This is a genomic window from Rhodopseudomonas sp. BR0G17 (assembly GCF_010907025.1).
GTDB classification, from domain to species: domain Bacteria; phylum Pseudomonadota; class Alphaproteobacteria; order Rhizobiales; family Xanthobacteraceae; genus Rhodopseudomonas; species Rhodopseudomonas palustris_H.
Genome location: NZ_QUML01000029.1, coordinates 1 through 19829, shown reverse-complemented (window position 1 = coordinate 19829; position 19829 = coordinate 1). Strand labels below are relative to the sequence as shown.

Genomic DNA, 19829 nt, shown 5'->3' with positions numbered 1-19829 from the left:
CCACTTCAGACTCTTAGAGCTTCTCGACTGTAAATGACATGAGAGCATCAACTCTCGGGGACGACAGGTTCGGTCCTTTTGCATTGAAAACATGAGCTGTCACAGAAAACTTCTGAAGTCCTGGTCGCGGCAAATTCCAACTAACTGTGGCTGTAAATTTAAACGGGCTAATCTTAGCCCCTACCTCGTTTGGCATTAGAGCGATTGTGTAGAGCATAAGGTTTGCAAAAACAGGAAGAGGAATAAACGCTTTCGTGCCGCTGGGTGTGACGAAGGGAAAATTGGTGGTTTCGGATTGAGAGAGGTTGTAGAGCCAGCTTGGATTTTTCGAGATACCGTTGATGGTAACTTTGTTGACCTCAAACTTGAAATTAGATTCTTCAAGCAGTGGCGAAGTCTTCACGATGCTCTCAATTCCGACCATATCAATTTGCCAGGCAACGCTGACATCTTGAGCAGATATTGCCGTAGTTGTCTTAAGAGCGAATACGGGGACGGACCAATTTCCTTCGCTAATCTTCCCTTCTGAAGCGATTCTGATTTCGTTTGAGTTAGTCGGGGACCAGCGAATTTCGTGACGCTCTGTAGGTGGAAGTAACGAGATTTCTGGGTCACCCAGAGCCGCAGGAGCATTCAAATGCCCTTCTAGCGCGTGTTGCGGGGCTTTCGCCACATAGATGCCAAGCGAAACGAGCGCGACTATTACTGCAACAATCGCGGTGGCAATGAATGGATCCAATCGGCGTCCTCTTGGCCTTATGAAAAAATCGTAAACTAAGACAAGCACTCCAGCCAGTGCGACGATTGCAGCGACCGAGAAAGAGGCCTGCCATACCCAGCGGGGAGCGTTGGGAAATGCCAACGGACCGGCCATGGTAACGCCGCCCCAAGCGATCCCAACTATAATCCCCCAAAGTGCTTTTCTATCCTCCAAGGACATATTCGAGACTATTGCCAAACGTTAAGAAATGAATCGAATGCAGTCGATAAGCCGACTACGCAGATCAAAAAGACTGCTAACGCGCGTTCAAACTCGAATCCAATCGTGAGCCCGCGTACACGGCTCAGATTGTTCTACTTCTTCTCGCCGATCTTACCTTCGGTGCCGGCCTGCAGCCGCTTGATGTTCTCGCGGTGCATCCAGAACAGCAGCAGCGTCAGCACGGCGAACAGCGAGGCGAGGGCGTCGTGGCCGAACCACCACAGGAAGATCGGGGTGACGAAGCTCGCCACCAGCGCCGACAGTGACGAGTAACGGGAGGTGAAGGCAGTCGCTAGCCACATGATGCAGAACACCACCGCAGCCGGCCAGAACAGTCCGATCAGCACGCCGATATAGACGGCCACGCCTTTGCCGCCTTTGAACTTCAGCCACACCGGAAACAGATGGCCGAGGAAGGCGCCGAGTGCCGCCAGCATCGCGGCGTTGGCGGCGATCGCGTCGGTGCCGGAGGCGAGATAGGCGGCTAGGATTACGGCGGCGGTGCCCTTCAGCGCATCGAGCAGCAGGGTCGCGGCGGCGAGGCCCTTGCGGCCGGTTCGCAGCACGTTAGTGGCGCCGATATTGCCGGAGCCGATCGAGCGCAGATCCTGGGTACCGGCGATCTTGGTGAGGATCAGGCCGAACGGGATCGAGCCGAACAGATAACCAATCACCAGCGCGACGATGTAGATCCCGATCATCACAACTCTCCAAACACTCTAGCGCGGCAATAAAGTCAGACTCTCCCCGTCATTGCGAGGAGCGAAGCGACGAAGCAATGCAATTCCGTGCTCGGCATTTCTGGATTGCTTCGCTACGCTCGCAATGACGGATCGAAAGGCCTAGTTCAAGCGGCTGACTCAACCAGCCTTCGAATCTCGCACATGCTCATAGACGGTGCGGCCGCCGACGATGGTGCGGGTCACCCGGCCGGAGAACCGCGCTTCGTCGAACGGCGTATTCTTGCACTTCGATTTCAGTTCGTCCGGATCGACCAGCCACGGCACGTCGGGATCGATCACGATCAGATCTGCGGGCGCACCGGAGCGCAGCGTGCCGCCGGGCAGGCCGAGCAGTTCGGCCGGACGGGTCGACATCGCGCGGATCAGGCTCAGGAAGTCCAGTTCACCGGCGTGCACCAGCCGGAGCCCGGCCGGCAGCATCGTCTCCAGCCCGATCGCGCCGGCGGCGGCTTCGGCGAACGGCAGCCGCTTGACCTCGACGTCCTGCGGATTGTGATCCGACATCACCACGTCGATCAGCCCGGAGGCGATCGCCGCGATCAGCGCCTTGCGGTCGGCTTCGGTGCGCAGCGGCGGCGCCAGCTTGAGGAAGGTGCGATACGGCCCGATGTCGTTCTCGTTGAGCGCGACGTGGTTGATCGAAACCGACGCCGACACTGGCAGGCCAAGGTCGCGGGCGCGCTGCAAGATCTCCAGAGACTCGATGCAGCTCAGCGACGCAGCGTGGTAGCGGCCGCCGGTCAGCATCACCAGGCGAATGTCGCGCTCGAGCATCACCGTCTCGGCAGCGTTGGGGATGCCGGCGAGGCCGAGCCGGGTGGCAAACTCCCCCTCGTTCATCACGCCTTCGCCGACGAGGTCGGGGTCCTCGGTGTGATGCACGATCAGCGCGTCGAAATCGCGGGCGTAGGTCAGCGCGCGGCGCATCACCTGCGCGTTGGTGATGCTGAGGTCGCCATCGCTGAACGCCACCGCGCCGGCGGCTTTCAACAGGCCGATCTCGGTCATCTCGGCGCCGGCGAGACCCTTGGTGACCGCCGCCATCGGATGGATGTTGACGATCGCGGTGTCGCGGGCGCGGCGCATCACGAAGTCGACCGTCGCCGAATTGTCGATCACCGGGTTGGTGTTCGGCTGGCAGACGATGGTGGTGATGCCGCCGGCGGCCGCGGCCTGGCTGGCGGATGCAAAGGTCTCGCGGTGGCTGGCGCCGGGTTCGCCGACGAAGGCGCGCATATCGACCAGACCGGGCGCGACCACCATGCCGGCGCAGTTGATGATGTCGGTGCCTTCAGGGACGCCGGCAGCACCGATGCCGCGACGGGCATCGCGGATCACGCCGTCGGCGATCAGCACGTCGCCGATGCCGTCGAAGTCGCGTGAGGGGTCGATCAGGCGTGCGTTGGCGAGCAGGATCGGGCGGCGATCGGTCAGCATGTTGTTTCCCGTTCCGGCATCAGGCGTTCGGCAGGTTGCGGGCGAGCGCTTCGAGCACCGCCATGCGCACCGCCACGCCCATTTCAACTTGTTCGCGGATCACCGATTGGGCGCCGTCGGCGACGATCGAGTCGATCTCGACGCCGCGATTCATCGGGCCCGGGTGCATCACCAGCGCGTCCGGCTTGGCGTAGGACAGCTTCTTCTGGTCGAGCCCGAAATAGTTGAAGTACTCGGCCGAGGACGGCACGAACGATCCGTTCATGCGCTCGCGCTGCAGCCGCAGCATCATCACGATATCGGCGCCGTCGAGTCCTTCGCGCATGTCGCGAGCCACCTCGACGCCCATCCGTTCGATGCCCGCGGGCAGCAGCGTGGAAGGCGCAACGACGCGGACGCGGGCACCCATCGTGTTCAGCAGCAGAATGTTGGAGCGGGCGACGCGCGAATGCATCACGTCGCCGCAAATCGCCACCACCAGCCCTTCGAGTCGGCCCTTGTTGCGGCGGATCGTCAGCGCGTCCAGCAGCGCCTGGGTCGGATGCTCATGGGCGCCGTCGCCGGCGTTGATCACCGAGCCGTCGACTTTGCGGGCCAGCAGTTCCACGGCGCCGGACGCGTGATGCCGGACCACCAGGATGTCCGGGTGCATCGCGTTCAGCGTCACCGCGGTGTCCATCAGGGTCTCGCCCTTGCGCATCGACGATGATGACACGCTCATGTTCATCACGTCGGCGCCGAGGCGCTTGCCGGCGATCTCGAACGATGACTGCGTCCGGGTCGAGGCCTCGAAGAACAGATTGACCTGGGTGCGGCCGCGCAAACTGGTGCGCTTTTTGTCGACCTGCCGGTTGAGCTCGACATACTCCTCGGAGAGGTCGAGCAGGCCGGAAATGTCGGCGGCGGAAAGCCCTTCGATTCCCAGCAGATGCCGGTGACCGAGGACGAAAGTCGATTTTGGGGCGGGGGTCATTAAAGCAAGAGCTATAGGGAGAGTTGGAAAGCCGGGCAAGCGCCAACGGGGCGCCGCGCGGAATAATCCCCCGGCGTTGTGGAACAGCCGGCATTTCGGCCTTGCAGCGTGTCACACGGGCGTGCGGTTGGTCGAAAGTCGGAACCTCTGGTAACGCGGTCCGGCGCTTTCCGTGCCCAGTCAGGAGCTCCCATGCCGACGCTTGCGACCGCGCTGCTCGATGCCCTCAAGGATCACGGGGCCCGGGAGATCTTCGGCATCCCCGGCGATTTCGTGCTGCCGTTTTTCAAGGTGATCGAAGAAAGCGGCACGCTGCCGTATTTCACCATGAGCCACGAGCCGGCGGTCGGCTTTGCGGCCGATGCGGCGTCGCGCTATCGCGGCAGCATCGGCGTCGCGGTGGTGACCTACGGGGCCGGCGCGTTCAACCTCGTCAACTCGATCGCCGGCGCCTATGCGGAGCGCTCGCCGGTTGTGGTGATCGCCGGTGCGCCCGGCGCGCGGGAGCGCACCAGCGGCTATCTGCTGCATCACCAGGTCCGCACCGTCGATTCCCAGCTCGCGGTATTCAAGGAAGTCACCTGCGATCAGGCCGTGCTGAGCGATCCATCGACCGCGCCGGCCGAGATCGCCCGGGTGCTGCGGAGCGCTCTCGAATTGTCGCTGCCGGTGTATATCGAATTTCCGCGCGACATGGTCGACGCCAAGGTCGACCCGGTGCCGAAGCTGCCGCGGCGCGAAGCCGACGCCGGTGCGCGAGATGAGTGCGCGCAAGAAATCCTGGATCGGATCGCCAAAGCGAAGTCGCCGGTGATGGTGGTGGACGTCGAAATCCGCCGCTATGGCGTCGAGCAGCAGGTCGCCGCGCTGGCCCGCAAGCTCGGCCTGCCGGTGGTTACGACATTCATGGGCCGTGGCCTGCTGGAGGGCGCCGACGACGTCGTGGCCGGCACCTATCTCGGCGCCGCCGGCGATCCGGACCTATCGGCCCTGGTCGAGAGCGCCGACTTGGTGCTGATGTTCGGTGTCATCCTGTCGGACACCAATTTCGCGCTGTCCTCGAACATGACCGATCCGCGCCGCACCGTGCTGGCGACCGGACGCGAGGTGCAGATCGGCCACCACGTCTATCGCGATCTTCCGCTAGCTGACCTGATCGCCGGTCTCGACGCCCACGCCTCGCAGCATCCGCCGCGGCCGCGCAATGTCGGGAAAGGAATGGCCTATCCGCGTGGGCTGACCCTCGACGCATCGCCGATCGCGCCATCGGACATCGCCACCGCGATCAACGATCTGTTCGACCGACACGGCAAGATGCCGATCACCGCCGATATCGGCGATTGCCTATTCACCGCGATGGAGATCGACAATACCGCGCTGGCGGCCCCGGGATACTACGCGGGCATGGGGTTCGGCGTGCCCGCTGGTATCGGCGTTGCCGCGACCGGCCTGCGGCCGCTTGTGCTGGTCGGCGACGGTGCGTTCCAGATGACGGGCTGGGAGCTTGGGAACTGCAAGCGCTATGGCCTCGATCCGATCGTGGTGCTGTTCAACAATTGCAGCTGGGAAATGCTACGGGTGTTCCAACCGGAATCGAAGTTCAACGACCTCGACGACTGGCATTTCGCCGATATCGCCCATTCGATCGGCGGCTTCGGCGAGCGGGTCACGACCCGCGCCGAACTTGCCGCGGCGCTGCAGCGCGCGGTCGAGCGGCGCGGGGTGTTCTCACTGATCGAAGTGATGCTGCCGCGCGGCGCGACTTCTCATACACTGGCGCGGTTCGTCTCCGGCTTCAAGGCGGCGCGTGAACGAATGAAGTGACGGCGCGGCGATCCGCCGTGTCCTCGGGGCGGTTTTCTGCGTAACATGCGCGCGAATCCGCATCGTTCCAGGACCGCCATGACGCAGCCTTCCTTCGCCACCCACGAGGTGTTCAACCAGTCGCCGCCGCTTCCGGACCTCGACCTGTTGGGCGCCGACCGGCCGCTGCTCGAGGCGGTCACTTTCAATCAGGGGGCTAACGCTCATATCGAGCTCGAAGCCTTCGGCAAGGCGTGGGGCACCACCGAGATGGCCGAACGCGGCCGTCTCGCCAACGAATACACGCCGAAGCTGAAGACCTTCGACGCCAAGGGCGTGCGCCGCGATCAGGTCGAATTTCATCCATCGTATCACGAGCTGATGGCGGAGAGCTTCAAGGCCGGCCTGCACAACTCCACCTGGGACGCACACGGCAAGTCCGCCGGCAATGCGTCGGAAGTGGTGCGTGCCGCTAAGTTCTACATGGCCGCTCAGGTCGAGACCGGTCATCTCTGTCCTGTGACGATGACACGCGCGTCGGTCGCGGCGCTCGGCTCGCAGCCGGACCTGCTGGCGCAGGTGATGCCGGTGCTCGGCACCCGTCAGTACGATCCGAGCTTCGCGCCATGGACCGCCAAGCGCGGCATGAGCATCGGCATGGGGATGACCGAGAAGCAGGGCGGCACGGATGTGCGCACCAATGCGACGCGCGCGTTCCGGGATGGCGATGCCTACCGCATCGTTGGCCACAAATGGTTCATGTCGGCGCCGATGTGCGATGCCTTCCTGGTGTTGGCGCAGGCCGACGAGGGACTGAGTTGTTTCTTCATGCCGCGGTTTCAGCCCGATGGTTCGGTCAACGAGATCCGTTTTCAGCGGCTGAAGGACAAGCTCGGCAATCGCTCCAACGCGTCGTCCGAGGTCGAGTTCACCGGCGCCTACGCGCTGCCGGTCGGCGAGCTCGGCCGTGGCATCCGCACCATCATCCAGATGGTGCAGCTGACGCGGCAGGATTGCGCGATTGCGTCCGCCGGCCTGATGCGGTCCTCGCTCGCCCATGCGCTGCATCACACCCGGCATCGCACCGTGTTTCAGAAGCGTCTTGCCGACCACTCGCTGATGGTGTCGGTGCTCGCCGACATGGCGCTGCAGGTCGAGGCTTCGGTGGCGCTGGTGATGCGGCTGTGCCGGGCGTTCGACGAGGCGCCGAACGATCCACTCGAAGCCGCCTATATGCGGCTGCTGACACCGGCGGTGAAATACTGGATCTGCAAGTCGGCGCCGCCGTTCGTGTATGAAGCGATGGAATGCCTCGGCGGCAATGGTTACGTCGAGGACGGCATCCTGGCGCGGCACTATCGCGAGGCGCCGGTCAATGCGATCTGGGAAGGCTCGGGCAACGTGATGTGCCTCGACGTGCTGCGGGCGATGTCGCGCGAGAGCGATGCCGGCACCGAAGTGCTACAGGCGCTGATCCAGGATACGTCGGCGCTCACCGGCGGACCGGCGGCGGCCGGCCTGATCGCCCGCGCGCTGCTGCAGGTCGACAACGAACGCACCGCGCGGCTCGCGGTCGAGATGCTGGCGAAGCTCGCTGCGGCCGCCGCGCTCAATGAAATCCACCCGCCGCACGCCGAGATGTTCGCGCGCACCCGGCTGGTGCCCGAGCCGGCAACGCTGTACGGCGCCGCTGACATTCCGACCGAGATTGCGAAGGGTCTGTTGGGGCGCGTGCTGCCGGAGATGTAAGGCGGGTGCGTCAGTCCCGTCATTGCGAGCGAAGCGAAGCAATCCAGAGGCTTCGTGCACTGAGTTGCTGGATCGCTTCGTCGCTTCGCTCCTCGCGATGACGAGAGCTAGACACTCATTCAGCCGACCGCTTCGCCTTCCGAGAAGTACCAGCGGCCGCGAGCCTTGCGAAATTGCGAGCGTTCGTAATGGCTCTGCTCGGGGCCGCCGCCGCGGCGGAAACGGGCGACGAACTCGACCGTGCCGCGGCTGCCTTTCTCGCTGCTGCCGAGCACCCGCAGTTCGAGAAAGTCGGACTCCTCCATCCAGGCGCGGTTGACGTCGTGATCGAACAAATCGCGCCGTTCCGGATCGGTGGTCTCGACGATGTAGTCGAAGTCTTTCAGCGCGTAGGCCGCGTAGCGCGATCGCATCAGCGCTTCCGGCGAGGTCGCAGGCCGGGTGCGGGCGAGCAGGGGACCGCAGCAGTCGTCGTAAGTCTTTCCCGAGCCGCACACGCAATTCATCGCATCGATCCTGTTGCCAGCTCACTCGGCCCGGCGCAGCGCCGCGAGCCGGTCGAGCGCGCCCTGCAGGATGAAGATCGCCGCGTGCTCGTCAATGACCTTGGCCCGTTTCGCCCGGCTGACATCGTTGGCGATCAGCTCGCGCTCGACCGCGGCGGTCGACAGCCGCTCGTCCCACAGCCCGATCGGCAGTTCGGTGAGCCGGGAGAGATTGCGGGCGAAGGCACGGGTCGACTGCGCGCGCGGACCTTCGCTGCCGTCCATGTTGAGCGGCAGGCCGAGCACGAAGCCGCAGGCGGTGCGTTCGGCCGCCAGCGTCAGCAGCCGGGCCGCATCAGCGGTGAACGCCTTGCGGGCGATGGTCTCGACGCCGGTGGCGAGCTTGCGGTCCGGATCGGACGCGGCGACGCCGATCGTCTTGGTGCCGAGGTCGAGGCCGAGCAGGCCACCGCGGGCCGGCCAATGCGCGGCGGCTTCGATCAGAGGAAGGATCAGGGCAGGCATGATGCCCGCATAGCACGCGCGGTCGACTTGCCAAAACATCCATTGGTTCGTCGTGAGGAGGCGAGGCGCCATAGCGGAGCCACGAGGCGGCGTGTAAAAGGGGCCTCGGCGGGCAACGAGGCTGCGCCGCTTCCCCCTACAATCGCGAGAGCCTGATCATGTGGCCGGATCGCCGTCTCCTCGACCTGTTCGCTATCGAATGCCCGATTCTGCTCGCCCCGATGGCTGGCGCGATGGATGCGGAACTCGCTATCGCCGCGGCCCGCAGCGGTGCGCTGGCCTCGCTGCCGTGCGCGATGCTGTCGCCGGATAAAGCGCGCGAGCAGGTCGGTACTTTCCGGGAACAGATTTCGGCGCCGATCAATCTGAACTTCTTCTGCCATCAGGCGGTGACGCCGGATGCGGCGCGCGAACAGGTCTGGCGCAAGCGATTGACGCCGTACTTCACCGAGCTCGGGCTCGATCCGGCGATGCCGGCGCCGGCGGCGAGCCGGGCGCCGTTCGATGCGGCGATGTGTGCGCTGGTCGAGGAGCTGAAGCCCGAAGTCGTCAGCTTCCATTTCGGTCTGCCTGAGGCTGCGCTACTCGACCGCGTCAAGGCGACCGGTGCCAAGGTGATCGCATCGGCGACGATCGTGCGCGAGGCGATCTGGCTGGAAGAGCACGGCGTCGACGCGGTGATTGTGCAGGGCGCTGAGGCCGGCGGCCATCGCGGCATGTTCATGACCGACGACATTGCGCAGCAGCCGGGATTGTTCGCGCTGCTGCCGCAGGTTGTCGATGCGGTGCGGGTGCCGGTGATCGCGGCGGGCGGCATCGCCGATGGCCGCGGCATCGCGGCGGCTTTCGCGCTCGGCGCGGCCGGCGTGCAGATCGGCACCGCGTATCTGCGCTGCCCGGAATCTCGGACCAGCGCGCTGGTGCGGGCCCAGCTTGCGCAGGGTACCGACGAAGCGACCGTGATCACCAATGTGATGACCGGACGGCCGGCTCGCGGCGTCGCCAATCGGCTGATGCGCGAGGTCGGGCCGGTGTCGCCGGACGCGCCGGCGTTCCCGCACGCGGCCTCTGCCCTCGGCCCACTGAAGGCGGCGGCGGAGAAGCAGGGGCAAACCGACTTCACCAATCTGTGGGCGGGGCAGGCGGTTCGGTTCGGCCGCGACATGCCGGCGGCCGAACTCACCCGCGCGCTGGCCGGCGCCGCGCTGGTGCGGCTCAGCCAGCTCGCCGGCTGAGGCAGGGCGGTCGGCGCACCGAGGTTGCGACGCGAAACCCGGCTCTGCTATACGGCGCAGGTCGATATCTCGCAGAAAGGCCCTATATTATGTCGGTTGACGCCGCCACTGTCCGCCGCATCGCGCATCTGGCGCGGATCGCCGTGACCGACGATGAGGTGCCGCATCTGCAGGGCGAGCTCAACGCGATGCTGGCCTTCGTCGAGCAGCTCTCGGAGGTTGACGTCGATGGCGTCGAGCCGATGACCTCGGTGACGCCGATGCAGATGAAGAAGCGCGCCGACGTGGTCAACGACGGCGAAATCGCCGATCAGGTGGTGGCGAATGCCCCGTCGACCGAGGATCACTTCTTCCTGGTGCCGAAGGTGGTCGAATAAAGGACGCGCCGATGTGCCTGCTGTGCGACGACGAGAAGGCCTACCAGGCCTATCTGGACTACCTCGACGCGATGGGCCGGCAGGGCAAGGTCGTCGACGCCGATAAGGCGATGGATGCGGTGCTCGACCAGTTGCAGGCCGCCGACAAGGCTCGCCGCGATGCGCCCGAGAACGACAAGACGCTGTCGCCGTTCTTCTGCAGCCCGGTCAATAAGTAGGCCTCAGGCCTTCTTCAGCTTCCGCACCCGGCGCAGGTCGGCGTTGATCTGCGACTGCCAGCCGCGGCCCAGGGCGCGATAAGCGTCCAGGACGTCGGCGTCCAGCCGCAGCGTCACCGAGCTTTTCGGCTGCGCCCCCAGCGGCGGCCGGCCCCGACGAACGACCTTGCCGTCGATGCGGACCTCACCGGTCCGGAAAAACTCGTCGAGCAGTTCCGGGGCATCGTCTGGATCGTCAGTCAAAGCTTCGCCGAAAGAGCTTGGCCCAGCGGACTTCTTCCTTGGCATGACAGTACCTCATCGAAATCACATGACGACCGCCGTTGCGAGGCGTCCAGACAATCACGACCATGCGCGAACCGACATATCCGGCCGTGATGTAACGGCTCTCGCCATAGTCAAATCGGTCGTCGAGCTTCGTCACGGTACGCCCGGCAAAAGCCGTTGCAGCGTCCGCGGCGAAATCGAGACCGCGATGCCGCCGGGTCCAATCCCGCTTTACCGGATCAAACGTGATCGCCATTGAATTATGTAACTACAATAATCTTGCCGTCAATGGTCCGACTGTAACTGGCGGGCAAATCGGTGCAATCGCTTCATTTCCCGGAGGCGCTGTGCTAGCCAGCGCAGCAACAGAGCCGCACGATCCGCGGCGCCCGTGACCGGCCTGTCGCCGGCTTTTATCCAGGCGTGCCCTGAACCATGACCGACCTGACTTCGCTGACGCTGGCCGAGGCCCGCGATGGCCTCGCAAACAAGTCCTTCACCGCGGTCGAGCTGACCGATGCCCACCTCGCGGCGATCGAAGCCGCGCGCGTGCTCAATGCCTATGTGCTGGAGACGCCGGACCAGGCGCGGAAAATGGCGAAGGCCGCGGACGCACAGATCGCCAAGGGCGAGGGCGGGCCGCTGGCGGGCCTCCCGCTTGGCATCAAGGACCTGTTCGCCACCAAGGGCGAACGCACCACCGCGTGTTCCAAGATCCTTGGCGACTTCAAGCCGACCTACGAGTCGACGGTGACGACGCAGCTGTGGCGTGACGGCGCGGTGCTGCTCGGCAAGCTCAACAACGACGAGTTCGCGATGGGCTCGTCGAACGAGACCTCGTGCTTCGGCCCCGTGATCAATCCATGGCGCCGTGCCGGCTCCGACGCCAAGCTGGTGCCGGGCGGTTCATCCGGCGGCTCGGCGGCCGCAGTTGCGGCGGGCTTGTGCCTCGGCGCCACCGCGACCGATACCGGCGGCTCGATCCGGCAGCCGGCCGCGTTCACCGGCACGGTCGGCATCAAGCCGACCTATGGCCGCTGCTCGCGCTGGGGTATCGTCGCGTTCGCGTCCTCGCTGGACCAGGCCGGCCCGATCGCGCGCACGGTGCGCGACAGCGCGATCCTGCTGCGCTCGATGGCCGGTCATGATCCGAAGGACACCACCTCGGTCGATCGGCCGGTGCCCAATTACGAGGCCGCGGTCGGCGGCTCGGTGAAGGGCATGAAGATCGGCATCCCGAAGGAGTATCGGCTCGACGGCATGCCGGCCGAGATCGAGAAGCTGTGGAGCCAGGGCGCCGAGTGGCTGAAGGCCGCGGGCGCCGAACTCGTCGAGGTGTCGCTGCCGCACACCAAATACGCGCTGCCGGCCTATTATATCGTGGCGCCGGCGGAGGCCTCGTCGAACCTCGCGCGCTATGACGGCGTCCGCTACGGCGCGCGCGTCAATGGCCGCAACATCATCGAGATGTACGAGAACACCCGCGCTGCCGGCTTCGGCGCCGAGGTGAAGCGCCGCATCATGATCGGCACCTACGTGCTTTCGGCCGGCTATTACGACGCTTACTATCTGCGCGCCCAGAAGGTGCGCACGCTGATCAAGCGCGACTTCGAGCAGTGCTTTGATCAAGGCGTCTCGGCGATCCTGACCCCGGCGACTCCGTCGGCTGCGTTCGGCATCGGCGAGAAGGGCGGCGCTGATCCGGTCGAGATGTATCTGAATGACATCTTCACCGTGACGGTGAACATGGCCGGTCTGCCGGGCATTGCCGTTCCGGCGGGCAGCGACTCGCAAGGTCTGCCGCTCGGGCTGCAGCTGATCGGCCGGCCGTTCGACGAGGACACCTTGTTCTCGCTCGGCGAGGTGATCGAGCAGTCCGCCGGCCGGTTCACGCCGGCCAAGTGGTGGGCCTGAGCCCGATCGTCCGTACGGGTTTGACGTTGCGTTTGCTGGCGCCGTTGGCCATTCTTGGCCGGGGCAGGGTGTTGCATGAGCGCTGACGACGTCCAAGGTCCACCGCAAGGTGTCGATCAGATCCTCGGATCGCCAAAGCTGGCCGCGGCGATCGAGAGCGACCGCTACAAGCATCTGCTGGACAATGTCCCGGTGGCGATCGCGGTGTCGCGCGGCTGCGGCGCGGATCAGCAGGTGGTCTATATCAACCAGGCGTTCGAGGCCCTGACCTCGCTGTCGAAGCCGGATGCCTGCGGCCAGGGCTGGTCGTCCCTCGATGGCTTCGCCGACCAGGATGACAGCGGCCGCCTGCTCGGTGCCGCGATCCGCGATGGCGAAGATTTCCTCGGCGTGTTCCGGAAAGTTGCGCCGTCCGATCGGCTGCTGATCGTTCAGGCCTATGCGGCGGTGATCGAGAGCGACGACGGCGTCGAGAGCTATCGGATCGTTGCGCTGGTCGACGTCGGCAGCCGCGAGCGGGCGCAGATCGAGCGGTTTGAAGTCCAGATCCGTGAACGCGATACCCTGATGCGCGAGCTGCAGCATCGGGTGAAGAACAATCTTCAATTGATCACCGCACTGGTCCGGCTCGAAGCGCGGTCGGCTGCGGAAGGCGAGACCGTGGCGCTGGCGCGGCTCGCCAGCCGGATCGAAGCGCTGACCGCGCTCTACCGGGTGCTGTCGGACGAAAGCCCACATGCCGATGGCGGGCAGATCGACCTCGGCCAGTATCTGTCGGACATCGCCAACGCGGTGATCCGCGCGAACGCCAGCTCGGACGTCAACTGCGAGGTCAATGCTGGCTATTGCCCGCTGTCGGTGAACATCGCGATGCCGGCCGGGCTGCTGGTCAACGAGATGCTGACCAACGCATTGAAGTACGCCTTCGTCGGTCGCGACGGCGGACGGATCAAAGTGATCTGCGAGACGGACCAGGGCCGTGTCAGGATCATCGTGTCGGACGATGGCGTCGGCCTTCCCGAGGGGCAGAGCTGGCCATCGCCGCGCAAGCTTGGTGCGCTGATCCTGCAGACGCTGAAGGAGAATGCCCGCAACGTCAGCTTTGAAGCGCGCAGCATTCGCGGTCAGGGCGCGTTCTTCACCATCGGCTTCGATGCGCCGTCGTCGCCCGCCGCGAATTGATCGCACAGCGCGCCGCCTTGCTTATGCCACAAGCCGACTGCCAGCTTCCCCCGGTTCCGCAGCGTTAAGTGGACCTGAACCTTTGCAGCCGATGGTCCGCGGCAGCAACATTGCCGCCCCTTCAACCGGTGTCCTCTCGATGAAGCCGTGGAGAGATCGTCTCCTGTCCGCAGCCGCAGCCTGCCTCGTCCTTGCCGGCTGTGCCTCGGTTTACAACACGCCGGTCAACGTGCCGATCGAAGGAGTGGTCGCCGACAAGGTTGCGTCGGACGTCGGTACGCGGAGCGAAGACGCCATCATCGGCCTTTCGTTCTCGGGCGGCGGCACACGGGCGGCGGCATTCTCGTTCGGCGTGCTGTCGGAGATGGAGCGCCTGCCGCTGCATGGTGCGCGTTCGGCGATGCTCGACCGTGTTGGCTTCGTTTCAGGAGTCTCCGGCGGGTCGGTGACTGCCGCCTATTTCGGACTGAAGGGGCGCGCGGCGCTCGGCGACTTCCGCGAGCGCTTCCTGCTGCGCAATGCGGAGGAGGAGCTCCAGACCACGCTGTCGCTCAACACCATCGGCAAGGCGTTCACCGGCGGCATCAACGACTCCGTCGGCTTCACCCGGTGGCTCGACGCGCATCTGTTCGAGGGCGCGACCTTCGCGCAGCTGCGCGGCGGCGACCGGCCGACAGTGTGGATCAACGCCTCCGACATCTACAATCGCGTGCCGTTCGTGTTCAACAGCACGGCGTTCTCCGCCATCTGCAGCGACCTCGACGCCTATCCGCTGTCGAACGCGGTCGCGGCCTCGGCGGCGGTGCCGCTCGCATTTGCTCCGGCGGTGGTCCAGGCGTTTCCCGGTGCATGCAATACGCCGCTGCCGCGCTGGGTCCGGCGCGCCGCGACCGAGGGTAACTCGTCGCCGATGCTGAGCTCCTACGCCAAGGCGGTGCTGCGTTATCGCGAGGGCGCGGTGCCGTTCATCAAGCTGCTCGACGGCGGGCTGGTCGACAATTACGGCGTCTCGGCGCTGACGATCGCGCGCGAGTCCTCTGAGACGCCGTACGGTCCGCTGACCCCGCAGCAGGCGGTCAAGCTGCGGCGGCTGATGATGCTGGTGGTCGACGCCAAGACCGGCATCTCGGGCAACTGGGTCGACACCATCGAAGGTCCGAGCGGCGTCGAGCTGATCAAGGCCGCGGTCGACACCACGATGGATGCCAGCGTCGGCGCCAGCTACACGGCGTTCGACCGCACGATTTCAGATTGGCGCGACAAACTGGTGCGCTGGCGCTGCAGCCTGTCGGCCGCGGACCGCGCGCGCTACGGCGCCGGCCCCGGTTGGGACTGCCGCGACCTGCGGTTCTTCGTCGGCCGTCTGGCATTCGATCAACTCGAGACACAGCGGGCTGCGGCGCTGGAGCGGATCGCCACGCGTTTCGTGCTGCCGCCGCAGCAGGTCGACGAGCTGATCTCCGCCGGGCGCGACGTGCTGCGGCAGAGCCCGGTCTTCCGCGCCTTCGCCGCCAGCCTGTAAGACCGCCGCCGGCCGGGCCTTCGGCCGCGCTGGCGCGCGCCTTGCGCCGGTTGCAGGGGTTTTCTCCGCGCTCGGAGCGGAGTAGAAACCGGCTTATGAACGCACCTGTCAAACCTTCGAAGCTCATCAAGGGCGCCACCGGCGATTGGGAAGTCGTGATCGGGCTGGAGATCCACGCCCAGGTCTCTTCCAACGCCAAGCTGTTCTCCGGCGCGGCCACCGCGTTCGGCGGCGATCAGAACACCCACGTGTCGCTGGTCGACGCCGCGATGCCCGGTATGCTGCCGGTGATCAACGAGGAGTGCGTGCGCCAGGCGATCCGCTCCGGGCTCGGGCTGAACGCCAAGATCCATCTGCGCTCGGTGTTCGACCGGAAGAACTATTTCTATCCGGACCTGCCGCAGGGCTACCAGATCAGCCAATACAAATCGCCGATCGTCGGTGAGGGTGAGGTGGTGGTCGACCTGCCGGACGGCGACAGCATCACCGTCGGCATCGAGCGGCTGCATCTCGAACAGGACGCCGGCAAGCTGCTGCACGACCAGCATCCGACGTCGACATTCGTCGATCTCAACCGCTCCGGCGTCGCGCTGATGGAGATCGTCTCCAAGCCGGACATCCGCTCGTCCGAGCAGGCCAAGGCTTACGTCTCGAAGCTGCGCACGATCCTGCGCTATCTCGGCACCTGCGACGGCGACATGGAGAAGGGCAGCCTGCGCGCCGACGTCAACGTTTCGGTGCGCCGTCCCGGCGAGCCTTACGGCACCCGCTGCGAGATCAAGAACGTCAACTCGATCCGCTTCATCGGTCAGGCGATCGAATACGAAGCGCGCCGCCAGATCGGCATTCTGGAAGACGGCGGAACGATCGACCAGGAGACCCGGCTGTTCGACGCCAACAAGGGCGAGACCCGGTCGATGCGGTCGAAGGAAGAGGCGCACGACTATCGCTACTTCCCCGATCCGGATCTGTTGCCGCTGGAATTCACCCAGGCCTATGTCGACGATCTGAAGGCCGGCCTGCCGGAATTGCCGGACGCCAAGAAGGAGCGGTTCGTCAGCGACTTCGGCCTCTCGGTCGAAGACGCAGGCGTGCTGGTCAGCGAGCGCGAGAGCGCCGAGTTCTATGAGGCGGTGCTGGCGCAGTTGAGGGATCAGGGCCGGGACGGCAAGCTTGCCGCCAACTGGGTGATCAACGAGCTGTTCGGCCGTCTCAACAAGGACGGCCAGTCGATCGATGCGTCGCCCGTGTCGGCGGCACAGCTCGCTGCGATCGTCGAGCTGATCGGCGAGGGCACCATCTCGGGCAAGATTGCCAAGGAGCTGTTCGAGATCGTCTGGACCGAAGGCGGTGATCCGCGCACGCTGGTGGAACAGCGCGGTATGAAGCAAGTCACCGATCTGTCGGCGATCGAGAAAGTGGTCGACGATATCGTCGCCGCCAATCCAGATAAGGTGGCACAAGTCGTCGCCAAGCCCGCGATGCTCGGCTGGTTCGTCGGCCAGGTGATGAAATCTTCCGGCGGCAAGGCCAATCCGCAGGCGGTCAACGACCTGCTGAAGCGCAAGCTCGGCCTCTGACGAACGACCTTCGTCGTCGCGCGCGAACCGCCGCGACGACGTTTCGTGCGCCCGCGACGGCGGTGGCGCTCGCGAATCAGCCGCATCTCCTCGTGCAGAAAACCCCTGTGCCGGAGCGTTTGGACGCTCCGGTGCGGCATCGCGCCTGAAAATTTTTTCATTGCCAAAGATTGCGACTCAGAGTCCGCGGACGGCCTCGCGTGACCGACTCGGCGCTCGGTCTGGTTTTGCAAAGTAGTTAGTTAGCTCGATTTGTGAGTTGATGAAGTCGTTGCGGCACAGGCGTTTCCTGCGATCTTGACAAGTGTCGATGCAGGTTTTTCGCGCATAACTCGGTTCGCGCGATCGATCTTCCGACGCCTCGTTCGCTAAGACCGCCTGTGCGCGAGGGACAACTCCCATCAACTCTTCCTTAAGCGGGACACTGTTTTTTTCAAAGCGTTGGTGTATTCGGGAATTAGTGCATCTCGATTCCCGAGTGCACGCAGCAGCAATCAAGCCATCTCACTTATCGGAGGGCAACATGGCCAAGAAAGCAGCGAAGAAGGCGGCGACCAAGAAAGCGGCGCCGAAGAAGGCGAAGACCGCGAAGAGCGCGGTGAAGAAGACCGCGAAGAAGACCACCAAGAAGGTCGCCAAGAAGGCCGCCAAGAAGAAGTAAGCTCGCTTTCGAGCGGGTGCCGGCAGCTTCACTGCCGGCCGCGTCACTGGACAGGCTCTTCGCACCGCGACACGAGCGAGGTCCTAGTCGACGAGAGGGTGTCGGCGAGACATCAGGTCAGACGACCGGATCCGATAGCGGCAGGGATCACCAGCCGCCGAAGAGCCCGGTAGAAGAAACGGTTTTTCTTCGAACGGTGCGGACGCAAGGTCCGCAGTTTCATGGGCGGCGAGCCGCGTGTGAGATCTGAACCTGACGTGTTCGCCGACGCCCTCGTTGTTTGTGGGGCCCATCGCCCCGCGCCGGCAGGGGCCGGCCTATCCAGTTCCATCCCTCCACATCCACCGAGTTCGATCAGCCCGCGGCAGCCGTTTGCGCCCGCGGCCCGACGTGTCGTTTCCCCAGGCGGTTGCGGCGATGGTTATCGGTTCGCCAAACCGGAGGGTAAACCGTCTCTCACCGAATTCGGAAAACCATTGCGGCACAGGCGTTTCTCAAAATGCCTCACGAGGAGGGCCGCGGCCCGTTCAGAAGTCGTTCAGCGCAACGCTTAAACTGCTCTTCAAATTTGATCGGCCATGATTGCCCCATAACACGCCGGGTCACGGCGGTGGGGACGACAAACAGAGGACAGGAGCCGCCCTCGGTTCGGCGGCGAAAGATGGAGATCAAAGATGCTGCAGGGACATCTGAATATCGAAACCGCGATGCCGATCGAAGCCGGGGAGAACCCCGATGCGCTGTTCGACCTCGGCCTGCTGTTCGCCTCCGGCCGCGGCGCGCCGGTCGACCTGATCGCCGCTCACAAGTGGTTCAACCTCGCCGCGCTGAAGGGCCGGGCCGACGCGATCGCGTATCGCCGCGAGCTGGCCGAGCTGATGTCCGCCGACGAGATCGCGGTTGCCCAGCGCGAAGCCCGCGCCTGGATCTCCTCGCACTGATGGATCGCTTGCTTCCGCTGACGGAATGCGGCGCTTGGTATCGCCTTATGGTTCGTCCTAAGTCGCGCTGACCGCCGCAACTGACCGCGGATATCTTCTCCTCATGCTCCACAAAGGGAGCTTTCAAAGGAGGAGATGCCCATGAAACTCAAATCAGTATTATGTCTCGTCGCCGGCGCCAGCGTGTTTGCTGCCTCGGCCGCGTTCGCCGGCGAGTTCGGTACGGCCGACGAAGCAAAAGCGATGCTCACCAAGGCCGCTGCTGCGGTGAAGGCCGATAAGGCCAAGGCGCTCGCCGAGTTTGCCAAGGGCGAGGGCGGTTTCAAGGATCGTGACCTGTATCCGTTCTGCGGCGGGCCGGACGGTCTGTTCACCGCGCATCCGACCCTGACCGGCAAGAGCCTCAAGGATCTCAAGGACAAGACCGGCAAGCCGCTGGGCGAAGAAATCTACGCCACCGCCAAGGAAGGCGAGGTCAAGGAAGTCGCCTATATGTGGCCGCGCCCGGGCCAGACCGATCCGGTGCAGAAGGTCAGCTTCGTCACCAAGATCGGCGACCAGACCTGCGCGGTCGGCTACTACAAGTAACCCCTTAGGCAGCGAGACGGCGGCGGTGCTCAGCCGCCGCCGGATCTTATTGCACCTTGATGCCTGCCGCGCGGATCACGTCCGCCCAGCTCCGCTTCTCGTCGGCGATCTTCTGGCGCAGCGCCTCGGGCGTCGAGGCCTCGGGCATCATCATCTGCGTTTTCAGCTTCGTGATGACGGCCGGATCGGCGAGCGCCACTTCGACCGCGCGGTGGATCGCCGCGATCAGTTCGGGTGAGGTGCCGGCCGGCGCGATCAGCGCGTTCCAGGCGTCTGACTGCACGTCGATGCCGCTCTCCTTCAGCGTCGGCACGTCGGGCAGGAACGGTGAGCGCTCCGGCGTGGTCACCGCCAGGATATTCACAGTTCCCGCCGCCTGCTGCGGCGCGACCGAGATCGCCGGCAGGCATGCAGCCTGGACGTCGCCGCGCATCAGCGCAGTCATCGCGTTCGGCGAGCCGGCGTAGGGGATGTGCACCATCGCGGCGCCGGCCTTCTGCGCGATCGCTTCCATGCACAGCTGCGACAGCGAGCCGGCGCCGATCGACGCGTAGGCGAAGCCGCCTTTGTCGCTTTTCACCTTGGCAAGAAACTCGCCGACGCTGCCGATGCCTGCGGTCGACGGGACGGCGAGCACGCTCGGCATC

21 protein-coding genes are annotated in these 19829 nt (G+C 64.7%); 12 read left to right on the top strand and 9 right to left on the bottom strand.

The genetic code is table 11. The features are described 5' to 3' along the window. Positions 1-13: 13 nt before the first annotated feature. From DY467_RS19515 to DY467_RS19500, 4 genes are all read right to left on the bottom strand, one after another. The gene (locus tag DY467_RS19515; protein ID WP_164638383.1) at positions 14-874 is read right to left on the bottom strand and encodes a hypothetical protein; all 861 of its coding nucleotides are present in this window, start codon (positions 872-874) and stop codon (positions 14-16) included. Between the two features lie 200 nt (positions 875-1074). Further along, on the bottom strand, positions 1075-1686 hold the full coding sequence (gene plsY, locus DY467_RS19510) for a glycerol-3-phosphate 1-O-acyltransferase PlsY (RefSeq protein WP_164638381.1): 612 nt from the start codon (positions 1684-1686) through the stop codon (positions 1075-1077). Positions 1687-1842: 156 nt separating this feature from the next. After that, a complete protein-coding gene (locus DY467_RS19505; protein WP_164638378.1) occupies positions 1843-3162 on the bottom strand; it encodes a dihydroorotase in 1320 nt (439 codons plus the stop codon). A 19-nt stretch (positions 3163-3181) separates the two neighbouring features. Further along, positions 3182-4135, bottom strand: a complete 954-nt coding sequence (locus DY467_RS19500; RefSeq protein ID WP_011158662.1) for an aspartate carbamoyltransferase catalytic subunit — start codon at positions 4133-4135, stop codon at positions 3182-3184. A 192-nt stretch (positions 4136-4327) separates the two neighbouring features. On the opposite strand from DY467_RS19500, the gene ipdC reads away from it, so the two are divergent. Together ipdC and DY467_RS19490 are read left to right on the top strand one after the other, a co-directional pair. Continuing rightward, positions 4328-5959 carry an indolepyruvate/phenylpyruvate decarboxylase gene (gene ipdC, locus DY467_RS19495; RefSeq protein ID WP_164638377.1) on the top strand — a complete coding sequence of 544 codons (1632 nt, stop codon included), beginning with the start codon at positions 4328-4330 and terminating at the stop codon, positions 5957-5959. A gap of 78 nt (positions 5960-6037) precedes the next feature. Continuing rightward, positions 6038-7687: an acyl-CoA dehydrogenase family protein gene (locus DY467_RS19490; RefSeq protein WP_164638375.1), complete on the top strand. Its 1650-nt coding sequence runs from the start codon at positions 6038-6040 to the stop codon at positions 7685-7687. A gap of 119 nt (positions 7688-7806) precedes the next feature. Here DY467_RS19490 and DY467_RS19485 read toward each other — a convergent pair whose 3' ends face one another. Further along, positions 7807-8193, bottom strand: a complete 387-nt coding sequence (locus DY467_RS19485; protein WP_164638373.1) for a YchJ family protein — start codon at positions 8191-8193, stop codon at positions 7807-7809. A gap of 21 nt (positions 8194-8214) precedes the next feature. Continuing rightward, a complete protein-coding gene (ruvX, locus tag DY467_RS19480) occupies positions 8215-8697 on the bottom strand; it encodes a Holliday junction resolvase RuvX (RefSeq protein ID WP_164638371.1) in 483 nt (160 codons plus the stop codon). 158 nt (positions 8698-8855) lie between these two features. On the opposite strand from ruvX, the gene DY467_RS19475 reads away from it, so the two are divergent. The 3 genes from DY467_RS19475 to DY467_RS19465 all read left to right on the top strand — a co-directional run bounded on the left by DY467_RS19475 (position 8856) and on the right by DY467_RS19465 (position 10527). Further along, the gene (locus DY467_RS19475) at positions 8856-9932 is read left to right on the top strand and encodes an NAD(P)H-dependent flavin oxidoreductase (protein ID WP_164638369.1); all 1077 of its coding nucleotides are present in this window, start codon (positions 8856-8858) and stop codon (positions 9930-9932) included. Between the two features lie 89 nt (positions 9933-10021). Beyond that, positions 10022-10309, top strand: coding sequence for an Asp-tRNA(Asn)/Glu-tRNA(Gln) amidotransferase subunit GatC (gene gatC, locus DY467_RS19470; RefSeq protein ID WP_107344972.1), 288 nt, complete (start codon positions 10022-10024; stop codon positions 10307-10309). A gap of 11 nt (positions 10310-10320) precedes the next feature. Beyond that, complete coding sequence (locus tag DY467_RS19465; protein WP_107344971.1) at positions 10321-10527, top strand: hypothetical protein; 207 nt, start codon at positions 10321-10323, stop codon at positions 10525-10527. Between the two features lie 3 nt (positions 10528-10530). On the opposite strand, the gene DY467_RS19460 is transcribed toward DY467_RS19465, so the two are convergent. Further along, positions 10531-10770, bottom strand: a complete 240-nt coding sequence (locus DY467_RS19460) for a BrnA antitoxin family protein (protein ID WP_246701586.1) — start codon at positions 10768-10770, stop codon at positions 10531-10533. Further along, complete coding sequence (locus tag DY467_RS19455; protein ID WP_164638365.1) at positions 10763-11050, bottom strand: BrnT family toxin; 288 nt, start codon at positions 11048-11050, stop codon at positions 10763-10765. The genes DY467_RS19460 and DY467_RS19455 overlap by 8 nt, the downstream gene beginning before the upstream one ends. A gap of 179 nt (positions 11051-11229) precedes the next feature. Here DY467_RS19455 and gatA point away from each other — a divergent pair, with 179 nt between their 5' ends. The 7 genes from gatA to DY467_RS19420 all read left to right on the top strand — a co-directional run bounded on the left by gatA (position 11230) and on the right by DY467_RS19420 (position 19182). Then, positions 11230-12708, top strand: a complete 1479-nt coding sequence (gene gatA / locus DY467_RS19450) for an Asp-tRNA(Asn)/Glu-tRNA(Gln) amidotransferase subunit GatA (protein ID WP_164638363.1) — start codon at positions 11230-11232, stop codon at positions 12706-12708. Between the two features lie 75 nt (positions 12709-12783). Beyond that, a complete protein-coding gene (locus DY467_RS19445; protein ID WP_164638361.1) occupies positions 12784-13890 on the top strand; it encodes a sensor histidine kinase in 1107 nt (368 codons plus the stop codon). 139 nt (positions 13891-14029) lie between these two features. Then, positions 14030-15412 carry a patatin-like phospholipase family protein gene (locus tag DY467_RS19440; RefSeq protein WP_107344966.1) on the top strand — a complete coding sequence of 461 codons (1383 nt, stop codon included), beginning with the start codon at positions 14030-14032 and terminating at the stop codon, positions 15410-15412. 95 nt (positions 15413-15507) lie between these two features. Further along, complete coding sequence (gene gatB / locus DY467_RS19435; protein ID WP_164638359.1) at positions 15508-16992, top strand: Asp-tRNA(Asn)/Glu-tRNA(Gln) amidotransferase subunit GatB; 1485 nt, start codon at positions 15508-15510, stop codon at positions 16990-16992. Between the two features lie 523 nt (positions 16993-17515). Then, the gene (locus DY467_RS19430; RefSeq protein WP_012496544.1) at positions 17516-17653 is read left to right on the top strand and encodes a hypothetical protein; all 138 of its coding nucleotides are present in this window, start codon (positions 17516-17518) and stop codon (positions 17651-17653) included. Positions 17654-18327: 674 nt separating this feature from the next. Continuing rightward, positions 18328-18594: an SEL1-like repeat protein gene (locus tag DY467_RS19425; protein ID WP_107344964.1), complete on the top strand. Its 267-nt coding sequence runs from the start codon at positions 18328-18330 to the stop codon at positions 18592-18594. A 141-nt stretch (positions 18595-18735) separates the two neighbouring features. After that, positions 18736-19182: a cache domain-containing protein gene (locus DY467_RS19420; RefSeq protein WP_107344963.1), complete on the top strand. Its 447-nt coding sequence runs from the start codon at positions 18736-18738 to the stop codon at positions 19180-19182. 46 nt (positions 19183-19228) lie between these two features. Here the strand turns inward: DY467_RS19420 and DY467_RS19415 are convergent. After that, positions 19229-19829: Bug family tripartite tricarboxylate transporter substrate binding protein (locus DY467_RS19415; RefSeq protein WP_164638357.1), on the bottom strand; the 601-nt coding region annotated here is incomplete at its 5' end.

Excerpts from the sequence above, each read along its gene's own strand:
- DY467_RS19440 (WP_107344966.1), top strand. The coding sequence starts at position 14,030 with ATGAAGCCGTGGAGAGATCGTCTCCTGTCCGCAGCCGCAGCCTGCCTC.
- DY467_RS19500 (WP_011158662.1), bottom strand. The coding sequence starts at position 4,135 with ATGACCCCCGCCCCAAAATCGACTTTCGTCCTCGGTCACCGGCATCTG.
- DY467_RS19430 (WP_012496544.1), top strand. The coding sequence starts at position 17,516 with ATGGCCAAGAAAGCAGCGAAGAAGGCGGCGACCAAGAAAGCGGCGCCG.
- ipdC (WP_164638377.1), top strand. The coding sequence starts at position 4,328 with ATGCCGACGCTTGCGACCGCGCTGCTCGATGCCCTCAAGGATCACGGG.
- DY467_RS19420 (WP_107344963.1), top strand. The coding sequence starts at position 18,736 with ATGAAACTCAAATCAGTATTATGTCTCGTCGCCGGCGCCAGCGTGTTT.
- DY467_RS19445 (WP_164638361.1), top strand. The coding sequence starts at position 12,784 with ATGAGCGCTGACGACGTCCAAGGTCCACCGCAAGGTGTCGATCAGATC.
- DY467_RS19465 (WP_107344971.1), top strand. The coding sequence starts at position 10,321 with ATGTGCCTGCTGTGCGACGACGAGAAGGCCTACCAGGCCTATCTGGAC.
- DY467_RS19485 (WP_164638373.1), bottom strand. The coding sequence starts at position 8,193 with ATGAATTGCGTGTGCGGCTCGGGAAAGACTTACGACGACTGCTGCGGT.
- DY467_RS19490 (WP_164638375.1), top strand. The coding sequence starts at position 6,038 with ATGACGCAGCCTTCCTTCGCCACCCACGAGGTGTTCAACCAGTCGCCG.
- ruvX (WP_164638371.1), bottom strand. The coding sequence starts at position 8,697 with ATGCCTGCCCTGATCCTTCCTCTGATCGAAGCCGCCGCGCATTGGCCG.
- gatA (WP_164638363.1), top strand. The coding sequence starts at position 11,230 with ATGACCGACCTGACTTCGCTGACGCTGGCCGAGGCCCGCGATGGCCTC.
- gatB (WP_164638359.1), top strand. The coding sequence starts at position 15,508 with ATGAACGCACCTGTCAAACCTTCGAAGCTCATCAAGGGCGCCACCGGC.
- DY467_RS19475 (WP_164638369.1), top strand. The coding sequence starts at position 8,856 with ATGTGGCCGGATCGCCGTCTCCTCGACCTGTTCGCTATCGAATGCCCG.
- DY467_RS19515 (WP_164638383.1), bottom strand. The coding sequence starts at position 874 with ATGGCCGGTCCGTTGGCATTTCCCAACGCTCCCCGCTGGGTATGGCAG.
- DY467_RS19425 (WP_107344964.1), top strand. The coding sequence starts at position 18,328 with ATGCTGCAGGGACATCTGAATATCGAAACCGCGATGCCGATCGAAGCC.
- gatC (WP_107344972.1), top strand. The coding sequence starts at position 10,022 with ATGTCGGTTGACGCCGCCACTGTCCGCCGCATCGCGCATCTGGCGCGG.
- DY467_RS19505 (WP_164638378.1), bottom strand. The coding sequence starts at position 3,162 with ATGCTGACCGATCGCCGCCCGATCCTGCTCGCCAACGCACGCCTGATC.
- DY467_RS19455 (WP_164638365.1), bottom strand. The coding sequence starts at position 11,050 with ATGGCGATCACGTTTGATCCGGTAAAGCGGGATTGGACCCGGCGGCAT.